Origin of the sequence: uncultured Campylobacter sp., from assembly GCF_938017775.1 — a bacterium.
GTDB lineage: Bacteria > Campylobacterota > Campylobacteria > Campylobacterales > Campylobacteraceae > Campylobacter_B.
In genome coordinates this window covers 1-15,156 of the sequence record NZ_CALIIU010000009.1, presented here as the reverse complement: position 1 = coordinate 15,156, position 15,156 = coordinate 1, and the positions used below count along the sequence as shown (strand labels likewise).

Here is a 15,156-nt window from a genome sequence, read left to right as displayed (position 1 = left end):
CGCGCCCGTAGCAGGCGCCTAAACCGCGCTTGTAGCAAAACTGAGGCGAGACAAAACGTAGCGTAGTAAAATCGTCCGTAGCGCTACTGTAGTACCTTTTTTAGCGCCAGCGCAAATAGCACGACGTAGAGGACGAGCAGCCATTTTTTCTGCGTTTCGCGCTTTGCACGGCGAGCCTGAGAGGTGCCGAAATACACGCCCAAAAGCCCGCCCACGGCTAGCAGCGCGCCGCGTTCGTAATCTACATGGCCGTTGTACGAAAGGCTTAAAAGCGCGCTAAATGAGCCGAAAACGATGAAAAACAGCCCCATGCAGACCGCTCTTTTGATATCGACGCCCAAAAATCCGACCAAAATCGGCGTCAGAAATACCGCGCCGCCCACGCCCATGCTAAGCGCGATCGCGCCGATAGCAAAGCCGATGAAAAACAGCACCGCACCGTGGGGATCGGCGTTGCCGCCACTTGTTACGTTCGTGCTAAAGAGTTTGAGAAATGAGATCGCAAGCGTCAGCAGGAGGCCGATCTCAAGCATGATTTCTGGCGAGTATTTTACGATGAAGCCCGATATGCTCGCGCCGCACAGCCCTCCGAGCCCCACTGCGATGCCGCTATCTAGGCGAAGCTTGCCCGCGCGGTAGTTCAGATATGAGCCAAAAAGCGAGACGATGAACATCTGCATCACCGAGATGCCCGCGGCGGTCTTGACGTCGTATCCCAGAGCCATCATCACGGGCATTACGACCGTGCCGCCGCCGATACCGAAAAAGCCCGATATGAAGCCAACGATGGCGCCGATAAATGGAAGTTCTAGCATTTATAATCCTTGAAATTTGAGATGAAGTTTATAGCTTTAAAATTTAAAGCTCGCTAAATTTGCGGAATTTTGAATTTGGAAGCGGGGATTTGCGGGGTTTTGAGGCGGGTAATTTTGATCGCGGGATTTCGGTTTGAAATTTTATGTGTGGGATTTGTGAAATTTGGAAATTTACGGGATTTTAAAGCGCGAGATTTCAGAGCGCGGAATTTTAATTGCAGAATTTCGGCTAGAAACTTTAATGCACTGGAGTTACTAGAGTTTGCAGCAATGGCGTATTTTTGCCGCGTTTGCGGATTTTTGGAATTTTAAAGCATGAAATTTTGGCTCAAAATTTTATCGCAACGGAACGCAAGCCATAATTTCAGCTTAAAATTTTATACGGAGCTATCCCGATCTATGTCTGTTTTATCGCAGCTTTGCAGTAGAATTTTGGATCAAAATTTTATGCCTATACTGCACGGTTCGGTTTAAATTTTAAATAAAATTTTACGTTTAGATCGCGGGCGCAGTATTTTTGCCGCGATTAAATTTTCGATAGGGTTCTATCGCGGCGAAATTCCGTAAAGTAAAATTTTAGACAAAATTTCTACAGCGAAATTTCCGCGCTCTGTATTCTAAAAATCGCCGCGAAATCGGTGCAAAGTCACGGCAAGATCGCCGCAAAATTTTATGCGGAGCAGGCAAACGCAAAGAGCGCGAATTTTTTGCAAAATTTACGACGAAATTTCACCGCCAAAAGCTCGTTTAAGGCCGCTCAAAGTTCGCTAAAAGAGTGCCAAAAGACCAAAAAGCCGCCGCAAAATCCTCACGATAAAATTTCGTCCGCAAATTTCTCCCGGAAAAATTGCTTCGGATAGGGTGGGGTTTGAACTCGCGGCAAATTTTTCCGAGCTAAATTTTACGCAAAAATCCGCATTAGACCTGCAAAATTTATCGTAAATTTCTCCGAGTGGTTTTCGCGCCTTATGAAATTTCCAGCACGACCTCCTTTTTTAGCCCGATCTGTTTGATCTCTAGCACGGAAGCGCCGCCCAAGCGCAGCGCAAGCACCTCAGCCTCGCTGCAAGCGCCTGTCAGAGCTATTTCGCGCAGCACCTTGCCGCGCCAGGCCTTAGCGTAGTGGCTTAGCACCTTGCCGCCTTTGATGAAACTAAAACTCAAATATTCGCGCTTCATCTCATAAAATTTTTCGTAAAATCCCGCGCGCAGATCCACGACGCACTCATCCGCCAGATACCGATCCAGCGCGGCGGAGAAGCTGTCGCGATAAAATTTCGCCGCGTCTATGCCGCCGAATTTTTCGCCCTGCTTGAGCTTGTAGTTCGGCAGCGCGTCGCCGCCCAGCACGGGGCCGAAAAGGTTTGAAAAAATTATCGTGTTTCGCTCCGCAAACTCCCGCGCCGCAGTGCTTAGCGACGCGTAGCCTAGGGCGCGATACGCGGTGCCCGTGTAGCGCAAAAGCGCCTTCGCGCAGCCTTTTTCAAAGATATTTTCGCGCAAAGAGGCATCCCATTTTTTCAGCCCGAAAAGCTTGCAAAGCTCCGCCTCGCTCGCTTTATCCACGAAATCCGCGTAAGCGCGCAACATCTGCAGGCGCTTTTCGTAAAGCTCTGTAAAGATAAAATTTCGCTTGCAAATGCGCGTGTCGCCGCCTAGCTCGCTTTTCGTCTCGCTTGGGGAAAATAAAATTTTCATACGCTCTCCTTAAAATTTGCTCATTTTACTAAAATTTTGCTTGCATTAAGCCCGTCTAGGCTCGCGCCGCCCGCTCAAATTTAAGCTAAGCAGCGTATAATGGCGCTAAAAATTCCAAGGACGAAAATGCTTTTAGAAGAGCCGCTGTTTTACTACCGCGAAATTTTAAAGACGCATCCGCAAAGCTACCTCGCAGAGGACGACGCTCAGGTCATCATCGGCATCGATTGCGATTATTTCGATGGATTTAAGATGAGTTTTGAGGCTTTGAGGCTTAAATTTGATGAGGTAAAGGGCGCAAAAGCGGGCGCAAGCGAGTTTAAAAACGCGAGCTTTGCCGGGCTTTTCGGCGTTTTGGGCTACGACATCGTGCGCGCGTTTGAAAATATCGGCGCGCCGAAGCAGGCGCTGTATGACTTCCCGCCGTTTTTTTACGCCGACGCCGCAAACTACCTGCACTACGATAAAATCAGCAAAATTTACGATTTTTACGGCAAAGATACCCAAATTTATGAAAGCCTGCGCGAGCTTAGCTTGCAAGCCTCGCAGCAAAGCTCCGCCGAAGAGGGAGCTGCACCGCAGAGCGCCGCAAGAGCGGACGCTGCGATAAAAGGCGGATCGAAATCGCAAGACGCGTCTGAGCCCGAGCCTCAGAAAAAAGAGCTTAAATTTAAAATTTTAACCGATCTTGGCGCCGAGGAGTCTCATTTTAGCGCGATGGTCGAAGCCGCAAAAGAAAAGATAAAAAGCGGCGACGTGTTTCAGGTCGTGCTGGGCGAAATTTTAGAAGTCGGCACGAATATGGGCAGCCTGGAGTTTTACGAGCGGCTTAAAAAGAACAATCCAAGCCCCTATATGTTTCACTTCCCGACGCCGTACGGCTGCGTCGCGGGCTCCAGCCCCGAGCTGATTATGGAGATCAAAAAGGACGAAATTTTCGTCGCTCCCATCGCGGGCACACGCAGCAGAGGCGCGAATGCCGAGGCCGACGCGGCGCTCGAGCGCAAGCTTTTAAGCGACGAAAAGGAGCTTGCGGAGCATCGGATGCTGATCGATCTAGCTCGCAACGACATCGGCAAATTCGCCACTCCAGCCTCGGTGCGGGTGCAAAATGCGATGCGCGTCGTGCGCTACGAAAGCGTGATGCATATCGTAAGCGAGGTCTACGGCAGCAAGCCGCGCGGGGTAAGCGCGTTTGAGGTGCTTAGCACGATCTTTCCTGCGGGCACGCTAAGCGGCAGCCCGAAGATCCGCGCGATGCAGATCATAAATGAGCTGGAGCGCTACGAGCGCGGCATCTACGGCGGCGGAATCGGATTTTGGCGCTTTAGTGGCGACGTGATGCAAGCGATCTTGATTCGCTCGGCGATCTTCGTAAATCGCGACGCGCAAAATTCCTGCTCGGACGAGAACTCTAAGCGAAATTCCAACTTAAATTTAAACGCTGCTTGCGGCGAGGAGAAGTCCGAAGCGACGGGGCTTTGTGATTTCGCAGCGCAAAAGGGCGGCAGCGAGGCGCAAAATTTACCAGCTCGCGCAAGCAAACGCGACGCGACGTTAAATTTAGAAGCTCGCGCAGGCTGCGGAGCGCTAAATTTAGAAAGCGAGCCGCGTTTTAGCCGCGCGATGCGGTTTGAGACTGCCAAATTTAGCGCGGAGAATTTCGGCTGCGAAGGGCTAAACAATCTCGTATTTATCGGAGCGGGCGCGGGTATAGTTTACGACAGCTCGCCAAAGAGCGAATACGCAGAGATCTGCAAAAAGCGCAAAAGCCCGCTCAAGGTGATCGAGGAACTATGCGAGGAAGTTTAGACGCTTAAGCTTATCGGCTCAGACGCGCCGTTTGCTTCGGTGCGAGTTTGATTCGGCTAAATTTAAAGCGTGTTCGCTGTGAGAGCGTTAAAATTTACGGCTAGCTTCATTAGGCGCCGTAAAGCCGCGCAACGTCGCGACGCGGCAATGCCGCAGCCGCGGGCGAAATTTTAAATTTAGCACGCAAGAGACGCTAAAACGGCGCTAAATTTAGCCGCTGCAAAGCGGTTAAATTTAAACTATTTATAATTTTAAAGAGGCGTAAACGCCCTAAAAAAGGATAAAATTTTGATTTTAATGATAGATAATTACGACAGCTTCGTTTTTAATATTTATCAATACATTTTGGAGCTAAGCGACGAGGAGGTGCGCTACTTCCGCAACGACGAGATAACGCTAGAGCGGGTGCGCGAGCTTGCCCCATCGCACATAATCTTAAGCCCCGGGCCAAATCACCCAAAAGACAGCGGCGTTTGCTTAGAAATTTTGCGCGCGGATTTGGATGTGCCGATTTTGGGCGTGTGTTTGGGGCATCAGGCGATCGGATATGCGGCAGGCGCGGAGATAAAGCAGCTGGAGGTGCCGCTGCACGGCAAGAGCTCGGCGATCGAAATTTACGCAGATGGTGTACTTTTTAGCGGGCTGCCGCGTAAATTTGAAGTAATGCGCTACCACTCGCTTTATGTGGACGAAGCGACGTTGCCGCGCGAGTTTGAAATTTTAGCAAAGAGCGAAAATGACGGCATTATAATGGCGATTAAGCACCGAAGTAAGCCTATTTTCGGCATTCAATTTCATCCCGAGAGCTTTTTTACTCAATACGGCAAAAAAATCATCGAAAATTTCATCAATTACGGCAAAAAGATAATTTTAAAGGAGAAACTCGTGGTAAATTTCGCCCCGTTTATGTTGAAGCTACAAAAGGGCTTCCCGCTAGATAGCGACGATTACGCCGTCATTTGCAAGGCGCTTTATGAGCAGGATTACGACATCGTGCAGCTTGCGGGGCTGCTCGTGCTGATCAGCGAAAAATCGCTCTACCCAAGCAGCCTTACGGCGCTCGTGCGCAGTATATTAAAATATTCGATCACCTACGACGATCCGAGCCCGATGTTTGACATCGTGGGCACGGGCGGCGATAGGCTAAAGACGATCAATATCTCCACGACCGTGGCCTTTATCGCGGCAAGCTTCGGCGTGCGCGTCGCCAAGCACGGCAACCGCGCTATCACCAGCAGATCGGGCAGCTCCGATGCGCTGGATGCTTTGGGCGTGCCGCTACTTAGCGATCTGGCACAGATCAGAGCGCTGCTAGATCGCACCGGGCTAGCGTTTTTTCACGCGCCGTTTTTTCACAAAATCACTGCCGAGGTCAAAGAGGTTCGCGACCGCCTAAAAATCGGCACCGTCTTTAATATAATGGGGCCGCTTCTAAATCCGAATTTAAGCCTAAGCAATCAGATCGTGGGCAATTATCTGGAGAAAGTAAACGGGCTCATCGCCGAAACTCTGATGATTTTGGGGCGCAAGCACGCTCTGGTGGTACACGGAATGGACGGTATGGACGAGATCAGTCTGTGCGACGAGACGCTAATCCACGAGGTCAAGGACGGCAAAATTTTAGAATACCGCGTAGATCCCGAGCAGTTCGGCTTCGCTCGGGCATTTCACAGCGATATCGAAGGCGGCGACGGCGAGGCTAACGCCGAAGCTTTAAAGCAAATTTTAAAAGGCGAACTTAGCGGGCCGAAATTTGATATCGTCGTGCTAAACGCGATGTTTGCGCTGTACTGCGCGGATGTCGTATCAAGCCCTGCGGAGGCTAAGCCGCTCATTTTAGAGGCGATCAGATCGGGCAAAACGTGGGAATTTTACGAAAACTACGTAGGGGCGAGAGCTTAGATGGCTAGTGGCGAAAAGAGGGAGTTTTTAAGCGAGCAGCTCATCAGCTATCTGGGCAATAAGCGCTCGCTGCTAGCGCCGATAGAGCGGGCGATCTGCGAGATTAAGGCGGAGCTTGGGCGGGACAAGATCAGCTTCGCAGACGTCTTTAGCGGCAGCGGCATCGTCGCGCGCCTGGCTAAAGCGCACTCAAGCCTCGTGATCGCAAACGACCTGGAGGGCTACTCGCGCGCGATAAACTCCTGCTATCTTTCAAATTTTAGTGATGAGCTGTGGCGAGACTTGAGCGAGCTGCACGCTGAAATTTTAAGAAATTTTACGCCGAAGGAGAGCTTTTTTAGCGAGCTGTACGCGCCGAAGGACGATGAGAATATCAAGGCGGGCGAGCGCGCTTTTTACACGCGCCGAAATGCCCTGATTTTGGGCGGGCTTTGCGAACAGATTAGCAAAATCCCGCAGCGGTTTCGCGATTTTTTTACAGCGCCGCTGCTTAGCGAGGCGAGCATCCACTCAAACACGGGCGGCGTTTTTAAGGGGTTTTACAAGGACAAAGCTGGCGTGGGCAAGTTCGGCGGCAGCGGCGAAAACGCGCTGGCTCGCATAATGGGCGAAATTTCTCTGCGCCTGCCCGTGCTTTCAAATTTCGCCTGCGAAAGCGCGGTCTTTCAAGAGGACGCCTCGCGCTTTGCACAGAGCGCGCGCGAGCGCTTTTCGCAGCTTGACGTCGCGTATTTCGATCCGCCCTACAATCAGCACCCCTACGGCTCGAACTATTTTATGCTAAATTTGATCACGGATTTTATAAACGAGGGCAAGCGCCCAAATGCTGCGGGGCTTAGCAGAGTTTCTGGAATCCCCGCAGGCTGGAACCGCTCGGCGTATAATAAAAAATCAAGCGCTGCCGAGGAATTTTTCGCGCTGCTGGCGAAATTTCCGGCGAAATTTTTAATAATCTCTTTTAATTCCGAGGGCTTTATCTCGAAGGCGGAATTTTTAAAAAACCTCGCGAAAATCGGCTCTGTACGCACGATAGAGATCCGCTATCCGACCTACCGCGCGAGCAGAAATTTAAACGCGCGCGAGCTTTACGTGACTGAATTTTTATATGTCGTACAGAAGTAAGATCAAAATTTGCGGCATCAAAAGCGCCGCCGAAGCCCGCGCGGTGCTGGCGTGCGGCTCGGCTTTCTGCGTAAATTTAGAGCGCACGGACGGCGCCAAAAATTTACCGCAATCAGGTAGCGAGAGCTTAATAAAAAATTCTAATTTTTGCGGCGAAAATTCTGAGCGGAATTTTAATTCGGATGCCGAGAATGCTACGCGAAATTCCAGTAGCAAGAATTTTGCTCAAAATTTTAATCAGGGCGGCGAGAATTTTACCTGCCACGCACAAAATCATGCAAATTTTACGTCCGAGCAAAATTCCGATTGCGATAAAAATTTCAGTAGCGATTCACAAAATCTGGGCGACGGCTCGGGTGCGCGCGTGGAATTTTTAGGCGTAATTTTTGTGTCAAGCTCCAAGCGCCGCGTTAGCGTAGAAACGGCGCGTGAGATTGCACGCATCGCGCATAAAAACGGCGCAAAGTGCGTCGGAGTTTTTGCTTTGAGCTCCGAAAAACACAGCGCCGCCACGTGTGAATGTAAAAATTTTAGCGGCAAAACTCGCGGCGAAGAAATTTGTGAAAATAAATTTTACGCGGGCACTAGCGGAAGCGTAGAATTTTATGAAGCCGCGGAATTCTGCGAAAAGCAGCGCGAGGATTTGAGCGTAAATTTAAACGCAAACCCTGACGCACCTGCTTCGATAAAAGATCTAAATTCTGAAATTTTTGGCGCGGAAGCTTTAAACGAGGGGCAAATTTTAAAAATTTGTGAGATTTGTGAGCTAGACTGCGCTCAGATTTATGGACGCATAAGTGCGGATTTCAAAGCGCGCCTTAACGCGGCGGGCATCGAGGCGTGGCAGGTGCTAAGCATCGGCGCTGAGATGCCGCCTCTTGAGGGTTTGAGCTGCGATCGAATCTTATTCGATGCCAAAGGAGCGAGCCTGGGCGGCAACGGCGTGAGCTTCGACTGGGATCTGTTGAGACGCGCAAGGCTTGGCTGTGAAGAAAAATACTGCGCGGGCAGCACGATTCAAAGCATAGGCGGTACAAAATACGACTCGGCTAGCGGGCGCTGCGATACGAAAAATAACGCATCAAGTGACGAAAAATGCTATGTAGCGGGCATGGCTCAAGACTCAGACGGCGCAAGGAGCTATCTTAAACATAGCGCTATCTGTAACGAATATAACGAGGGGAATTTGAAGCGCGATAAAAACGGCGACTACAACAATTCCTGCGCGGAGCATAGCGAAAACGGAAATTTGAAGCTCAAGATGGTAAGCAACGTATGCTGTGCCTCTAATAGCAATGAAGTGAGAAAACGCGCACATGATATTGTTATTAGATCGGGCAATACAACACAAGAAACGAGTGCCGATCGTCGCGCCGCAAAGAATGACGATGGGTGCAAATTTAGTGCGTGTGCTACCGCTAGGCTGAGTGGTGTAAGACCCACAAGCGAAGGCGTCAATAATCAAGGTGCAAACGACTATGAGGCGGGCGCGCCAAATATTTCAAATGACGGCAGTGAGGTGGGCAAGTTGGGTGCCGCAAAGGATGATAGTGCGGATAAGTGTAGCACTGCTTCCAAAGGCGGCGCGATCTCTTTTATTCTTGCAGGCGGCATCGGCGCGCAAAATATCCGTGAGGCACTCGCACTGCGCCCATACGCTATCGATCTAAACAGCCGCGTGGAGGACGCGCGAGGCATTAAAGATCCACAAAAAATTTGTGAAATTTTAAAAATCATAGATGCGCGAAGCTAAATCGCGGCCTACTTTGCGTGCGAGCTTTATATTTGAAACAGAAATATGGCGCCTTAAAAAGGAGAAAAAATGCATAACGACGAAATTGCTAGGTTTGGCATAAACAAAACGCGGTATGATAAAAATATAAAGGATTTCTTGCAAGATAAAAATTGCGATAAGCGAAATTTAGCGGGTGGTGGGCTAAAATTTACGAGCGATGGCAGGCGAAATTCTATAAATGTCAGCGAGCAAAATTTTACGAATGCCGTTGAACAAAAATCGCAAAGCAATCTCTCTTGCGCCGCTGATACACTCTCGCAAAATTTTAAAACTCAAGCTAGAAATTACGACAAAGAGCCGATAATCATAAAAGATAATTCAATAGAGATGATTAAATTTTATTCGCCATTTCTGTATTTTCTTAATTTTATAGATTTTGGAACAAGGCAAGACTCGCCAAGATCCATTAAACGCTGGCTAGAACTTTCGGATAAATTTGGCACCTGTTATATAAAATTTAAAAATTCAGTTATCGAATATTATTCCGAGAAAAAGAGAGTGACCCTATACTCTATAAATTTATCCGAAATAATTGCAATAAAACGCACCTTTGGGCCATCCACTTTAAAAATGACGGAAAAAGGTAAAATTTCAACATTTTTTGTCGCGTTTACGTGGATAATCCTTTTATCTTTGGTAGTAACTTTTAAAAATAGAATTCCTTATGGAATTTTAATTGTGCCGATCTCCTTATTTTTGGCGTTTGCGCCCTTAATCATATTTAGATTTAAGAAAAATTTGGGATTTGATATAGGAAACGACAGCCTTATTTTTATGAGCAATGGTAATTATATCGAAGCAGCATATTAACAAGCAAAGAATACAAAGAGCTAAAAGCCTATTTTCTACTCAAAACAGGGAAAAATTTAGATAAAATCCCGCCGCAAATTTTTGTGTAGGCTATAAAGAATAAAAGATGAATAAAAAATAGAGCCTCGAAAAGCTAAAGAAAATTCTAAATGAACGGCGTCAAAATTTAGAACGGGGTTCAGGGCGGAATTTTGATGCCGAAAATTCTGACAGTAAAAATTTTAAATTTGAAAAACTCACGGATGACTCCGCTATAAATTCAAACGAAAGCATAAGTCTTACTAAGTTCAGACAAAATCCGAGTTATGCTCGTGATTACAATAAAGAGCCTTTAGTGCTCAAAGATAGGACGAATTTTTATATAGTTCTTGCTACGGTATGCACGCTTGCGATTATGATTTTTATGTATTCATACGAACCCAATCAAACTAGATATAATCAGCTTTTTATAGTATTTCCATTTTTCGGATTGCCTATAATAATGGAATATTTTACAAATTTTTACAATAAGAAATTTGTAAAATTTTATAATGATCGAGTTACTTATTGTACAAACAAAATGCCCGAAAAAACTATATTCTTAGATGACCTTAAGGATGTACAAAGAGCCTATTTCGCAAGAGATAATGAGTGGCTTAGGAGGCAAGGCGCTTTTTATAGATTTTTCTTAAAATTTGATCCGTATGCTACGATAATCGCTTTTTTATTGATCTGCATATTGGTATTAGCTATCGGCGTAAGAAAATATATAGAAACAGGTAGTTCCAGAGTATTTTTCATATCTATACTTGCATTTTTGTTTTTATTCATCTCAAAATTTATATATTTTTTGGTTTTTAAATTTCAACTTAGATTTATATTCTACGATAATATAATAATCCGAGGCAAGGATAAAGATATCGCCTTTACGATAGAAACTATGGACGATTACATTAGGATAAAAGAATTTTTTATAAAGAGAAAAGGTATTGATTTGGATAAGACCCAGCGCCACGTGTGGCTGGATTTTAATTAGCAATTAAAAGTTTTAGATGAAAGAAACCGTAATCAGAGAAGCCTTTAAATTTTAAAATTTAAAGGAGCGACTCTTAAAAATTGATCGTAATCTTTCTTGCACGGAATCTATTTTATCATTTGCTTTATCGCGTTATGAATACGGCTACAAATTTTTAAATTCCATCTCTAGCTGCTTGCGCCAATCTTACAGCGAGCGCTCCGCTCTGGCAGCGTATTTCTTTATAAGTACGCCACCAGAGCTTGATCAGATACGCCGCCTCTGTATAGATTGATCTCCGAGATTAAATATCAGCCTTAAGCGCTGCGCCTTTGAAAAATCCCCACGTAAAGCGCGAAAATAAAACCGATCGCGACCGCGTAAGGAGCGAACTCTGTGATACCTTTAGCCGAGCTTGCGAGCAAGAAATTGTGCGCGACCGCAGCGCCCGCCGCCATGCCGATGACGAATATGCCCGAGCTTAAATTTCCCGTGCCGGCCTGCACCAGATGCTTGCCCGGGCAGCCCTCGCTTAGGCTAAAGCAAAGACCTGCGAGCACCATACCCAAGAAATTCCAAACGAAATCGTTATGCGCGATAGGCTGGCCTTCGAAGCCGAGCTTGTATTGTCCAAACGCGATATTTGCGATACTAGCAAACATGATGACGCTTAGCACGCCCCAGAACATCGAGAAATCGCCGCGGAAAATTCTACCGAACGCGCCGACGCTGCAAAATTTGCTCTTGTGCATCACCGCGCCCACGATAATGCCCGCAGCCAGCGAGATGCCTACCGCAGCGTGTTGCGCGCCGGGGCCTTTAGCGGAGATAAAAAGCGCGCCGCCCTCGCCCGTTTTGAGTCCGAAGACCAAGGCTGCAAGCAGCGCCGCACCCAGTATCACGGGTAAAATTCCGATCGGGCCGCTAAGTCTTGCCTCTTTGCTCGCCTCGTAGCCGCGCTTTTTAAGCAAAAACCCAATGAGTACGCCGCAGATCAGACCCGCCAATCCGGCTAGCGCGGTCAAATCGCCGCCGCCTAGGCGCAAAAACGCGCGCCACGGACATCCCAAAAATACAAGGCAGCCGATCATCGCGAAAATCCCTAGGAAAAATTTCGCAAACGGCGAGCTGTCCGCAACCGGCGCGAACTCGCGCGTCCAAAGCACGCTTGCCAAAAAGCCGCCGAACACGAGCCCTATGATCTCCGGGCGGATGTATTGCACCGCGCTAGCTCGGTGAAAGCCCAACGCGCCGGTGGTGTCGCGCAAAAAGCAAGCGACGCAAACGCCCATATTGCCCGGGTTTCCGAAATGCACCAGCGTCGCACCCAGCACGCCCAGCACGGCGCCTGCGATGATGTACCATTTAACGTTATTCATGAAAAGATCCTGAAATAATCTAGATCGACCGATCTCTTAGGCGCGATTTTATCCTTTGTAAAATAAAAAGCAAATAAATTCCGATCTGAATTTGCGAAAAGCGAAATTTTAAAATCGCGCGGGCGACCGCTAAATTTAGACGCAAACAAATCGCGAGCGTTTAAATTTAGACTCTTTGCTGTGATAGAAGCGCCGAATTTAGCCGCTCGATTTCGGCGCAGACGGATCGCAACGAGAAGCCATGGCGTAGAGGCAGTCAGACGAAACGCGATACAAACGGATACAGGTAGAGCAGAGTCGAGGGGACAGAAACGGCGCAAATAGAGTGTAGACATGACGTAGCCAAAACGCGTAAGCGGCTCAGACAGGGCACAATACTTGCCGCCAATAAAAACAAATTTCAAATATTTTTGAAATTAAATTTCAACCTTATTTAAGTATGTAGATATATAATAATGTATTTCAATTTTATTTTAAAGGTCGGGGCATGAAAAAGCAAATTTTATTGGTGCCGCTTGCAATAGGCGCGATAGGCGGAGCGAATGCGGCCGAAAATAACGCCACGAAGTCGCAAGATCTAGGCCAAATCGTCGTGCAAGCGACGGTAAGCGCGGTCGATAACCTAAAATACGCGGGCTCGGCCGGAATTTTAACCCCCAAAGATATGAAAGCCAAAACCAACGTGATCGATTCGATCATGCAGATACCGGGCGTCGACGGCAGTATGGATATGGGGCGGCAAATCGGCAGGCAGTTTCAGATCCGCGGATTCGGATATCAAAGCGATGAGCGCGTCATCATCAAACAAGACGGCGTGCGCAGAAGCGCGGGAATGTACTCGAATATGATCTCATCCTTCCGCACCGATAGCGACATCCTAAAGCGCGTCGAGGTCGTAAAGGGCGCCTCGTCCGTGCTTCACGGCTCGGGCGCGATCGGCGGTATCGTAAATATGCAGACAAAAAGCGCGAGCGATTATCTAAGCGAGGGTAAAAGCGTAGGTTTGATGCTAGGACAGAGGCTTGAATCAAACAATATGCATAGCACGCGCGGCGCGGTCTACGGCAAGGGCGAGGAAATTCCGATCGACGTTTTACTCTACGGCAAGCGCGCAAGCTACGGCAACGTCAAGTTTGCAGACGGCGGCACGCACTATGTCGAGGGGTATGACAAGAGCTTTAATAACGAGCATATCGATACTGGATTTTTTAAGATCGGCGCAAATTTAGACGATCACCGTATCAGCTTCAGCGCCTTTGATTACGACGAAAATTTACACACCGTCTGGCAAACGCTATGGAAAAACGAGGAAGATCTCTTTGTGCACGGAAATTTAAGCCAAAGGGATTATGTTTTTGATTGGAATTTCACGCCGCAAAGCCCGCTAGTGGATATGTCTTTTAAGGCCTATAAAAGCAGAGCTGAGTATAAACGCGGCTACATCGACGGCGCAGATACCGGCAGCTACACGAACAAAGACGATCGTAAGGGACTAGAGATCAAAAATATCTCGGAATTTGATACGGGCTTTTTAAATCATAGCTTCGCTTTCGGCGGCGATTACGAAAATAGGCAGGAGGATGCGATCTTTATCCAAAATGGAGCGCTAAGAGATTTTGCCTCCTTTCCGAACGAATACAATAGCTACGGACTTTTTGCGCAGGATCTGATCCGCTTGCACGATGATTTAGAGCTTACCTTGGGCGGTAGATACGATAGATTCGATCGTGACATCAAAGGCAAACCCGCTAAATTTAAAGATTCCAGATTTTCTCCACGCGCGGCAATTGCCTATACGCTCTTTGATAAATTTACTCTTTTAGCGGGATATAGCGAGAGTTTCCGCGCGCCTACGCCGCACGAAACATCGCAATCAGGGCCTATCAACCGAATGTATTATTACATCCCAAATCCCGATCTAAAGCCCGAGACCGTCAAGGAATACGAGGTCGGATTTAGCTTTAAACAGGATGAAATTTTTACGGATGATCACTTCGATATGAAATTTATCTACTTTAACGGCAATATCAAAGATATGATTGACGTTAAGCCGCTACCACATCTAGGCGTGCCGCCGGGCGGCTTTTCGCAACAATACGGGCAGTATCAAAATATCGATCAAGCCAAAAGGCATGGTTTTGAGCTAAGCTCAAACTACCAAACGCAGGACTTTGATTTCGGCGCGAGCTTCGAGCGACTTAGAATTTACAATAAAAAGACGCACGAAAACATCAATAACCACGCCAAAAAACTAAGCGCGAACATAGATTATTCGCCGCTGCAAGATTTGAGTCTAGGATTTCAGGTGAGCCACTATTTCAAACCTCACTCCAAACCCGCTTCATATTTTGCACGCGGGAGGGAGTATTTTTATGTAGATAAGTCCTTTACGATCGCAAATTTCAGAGGAAGCTACAAGATCAAAAACGGCATTATCCCGGTCCTTGACGGCGCGGACGTGAGCTTTGGCGTAAATAATATTTTCGATAAGCATTATATCAACGCAAACCGCACACGCGATACTGTAGCAGTAGGCGCTGGACGAAATTTCTACGTCGATTTGGAAGTAAGATTTTAGATTAAGCTTATACGGGCGAGGCGCGAGTTAAATTTTAAAACTTACCCGAGCCTTCGCCCTTCTTTCTTTTCAAATTTAAACCTCATCGCGACCTTTTGGTGATAAGGCTTAAATGTGGCATAAATTTCTAGCGCTATAAAATTCCACAATTTTTAAAATTTAACAAACTGCAAAATTTTATGGGTTGCAAAGCCCGCAAGTTACGAAATTCCACGCCTCATCAATCGATAGCGTTGGAGCTTTTTAACACC

At 47.4% G+C, this 15,156-nt stretch carries 11 protein-coding genes; 8 read left to right on the top strand and 3 right to left on the bottom strand.

The window, feature by feature from the left end; genetic code table 11:
• Positions 1-83: 83 nt before the first annotated feature.
• Entirely contained in the window at positions 84-815 is a 732-nt protein-coding gene (locus Q0537_RS01325) for a sulfite exporter TauE/SafE family protein (RefSeq protein ID WP_299224461.1), read from the bottom strand.
• 638 nt (positions 816-1,453) lie between these two features.
• Between Q0537_RS01325 and Q0537_RS01320 the strand changes: the two genes are divergently transcribed.
• Positions 1,454-1,675 carry a hypothetical protein gene (locus Q0537_RS01320; protein WP_299224460.1) on the top strand — a complete coding sequence of 74 codons (222 nt, stop codon included), beginning with the start codon at positions 1,454-1,456 and terminating at the stop codon, positions 1,673-1,675.
• Positions 1,676-1,781: 106 nt separating this feature from the next.
• Here Q0537_RS01320 and yaaA read toward each other — a convergent pair whose 3' ends face one another.
• Positions 1,782-2,513 (bottom strand): peroxide stress protein YaaA, encoded by a 732-nt coding sequence (gene yaaA, locus Q0537_RS01315; RefSeq protein WP_299224459.1) that lies wholly within the window; start codon positions 2,511-2,513, stop codon positions 1,782-1,784.
• Positions 2,514-2,639: 126 nt separating this feature from the next.
• On the opposite strand from yaaA, the gene Q0537_RS01310 reads away from it, so the two are divergent.
• From Q0537_RS01310 to Q0537_RS01285, 6 genes are all read left to right on the top strand, one after another.
• Positions 2,640-4,325, top strand: coding sequence for an anthranilate synthase component I family protein (locus Q0537_RS01310; protein WP_299224457.1), 1,686 nt, complete (start codon positions 2,640-2,642; stop codon positions 4,323-4,325).
• 288 nt (positions 4,326-4,613) lie between these two features.
• Entirely contained in the window at positions 4,614-6,227 is a 1,614-nt protein-coding gene (trpD, locus tag Q0537_RS01305) for an anthranilate phosphoribosyltransferase (RefSeq protein ID WP_299224455.1), read from the top strand.
• Positions 6,228-7,349: a DNA adenine methylase gene (locus Q0537_RS01300; RefSeq protein WP_299224453.1), complete on the top strand. Its 1,122-nt coding sequence runs from the start codon at positions 6,228-6,230 to the stop codon at positions 7,347-7,349.
• Positions 7,333-9,102, top strand: a complete 1,770-nt coding sequence (locus tag Q0537_RS01295; RefSeq protein WP_299224451.1) for a hypothetical protein — start codon at positions 7,333-7,335, stop codon at positions 9,100-9,102. The genes Q0537_RS01300 and Q0537_RS01295 overlap by 17 nt, the downstream gene beginning before the upstream one ends.
• A gap of 69 nt (positions 9,103-9,171) precedes the next feature.
• Positions 9,172-9,954: a hypothetical protein gene (locus Q0537_RS01290; protein ID WP_299224449.1), complete on the top strand. Its 783-nt coding sequence runs from the start codon at positions 9,172-9,174 to the stop codon at positions 9,952-9,954.
• 481 nt (positions 9,955-10,435) lie between these two features.
• The gene (locus Q0537_RS01285) at positions 10,436-10,969 is read left to right on the top strand and encodes a hypothetical protein (protein ID WP_299224447.1); all 534 of its coding nucleotides are present in this window, start codon (positions 10,436-10,438) and stop codon (positions 10,967-10,969) included.
• Positions 10,970-11,265: 296 nt separating this feature from the next.
• Here the strand turns inward: Q0537_RS01285 and yedE are convergent, their stop codons facing one another.
• Positions 11,266-12,327, bottom strand: a complete 1,062-nt coding sequence (gene yedE, locus Q0537_RS01280; protein ID WP_299224445.1) for a YedE family putative selenium transporter — start codon at positions 12,325-12,327, stop codon at positions 11,266-11,268.
• A 487-nt stretch (positions 12,328-12,814) separates the two neighbouring features.
• Between yedE and Q0537_RS01275 the strand changes: the two genes are divergently transcribed.
• On the top strand, positions 12,815-14,905 hold the full coding sequence (locus Q0537_RS01275; protein WP_299224443.1) for a TonB-dependent receptor: 2,091 nt from the start codon (positions 12,815-12,817) through the stop codon (positions 14,903-14,905).
• The last annotated feature ends 251 nt before the right edge of the window (positions 14,906-15,156 follow it).

What these genes read in the sequence shown, in the direction of transcription:
- yaaA (WP_299224459.1), bottom strand. Translation starts at nt 2,513, where the DNA reads ATGAAAATTTTATTTTCCCCAAGCGAGACGAAAAGCGAGCTAGGCGGC.
- Q0537_RS01285 (WP_299224447.1), top strand. Translation starts at nt 10,436, where the DNA reads ATGGAATATTTTACAAATTTTTACAATAAGAAATTTGTAAAATTTTAT.
- Q0537_RS01295 (WP_299224451.1), top strand. Translation starts at nt 7,333, where the DNA reads ATGTCGTACAGAAGTAAGATCAAAATTTGCGGCATCAAAAGCGCCGCC.
- yedE (WP_299224445.1), bottom strand. Translation starts at nt 12,327, where the DNA reads ATGAATAACGTTAAATGGTACATCATCGCAGGCGCCGTGCTGGGCGTG.
- Q0537_RS01275 (WP_299224443.1), top strand. Translation starts at nt 12,815, where the DNA reads ATGAAAAAGCAAATTTTATTGGTGCCGCTTGCAATAGGCGCGATAGGC.
- Q0537_RS01310 (WP_299224457.1), top strand. Translation starts at nt 2,640, where the DNA reads ATGCTTTTAGAAGAGCCGCTGTTTTACTACCGCGAAATTTTAAAGACG.
- Q0537_RS01325 (WP_299224461.1), bottom strand. Translation starts at nt 815, where the DNA reads ATGCTAGAACTTCCATTTATCGGCGCCATCGTTGGCTTCATATCGGGC.
- Q0537_RS01300 (WP_299224453.1), top strand. Translation starts at nt 6,228, where the DNA reads ATGGCTAGTGGCGAAAAGAGGGAGTTTTTAAGCGAGCAGCTCATCAGC.
- Q0537_RS01290 (WP_299224449.1), top strand. Translation starts at nt 9,172, where the DNA reads ATGCATAACGACGAAATTGCTAGGTTTGGCATAAACAAAACGCGGTAT.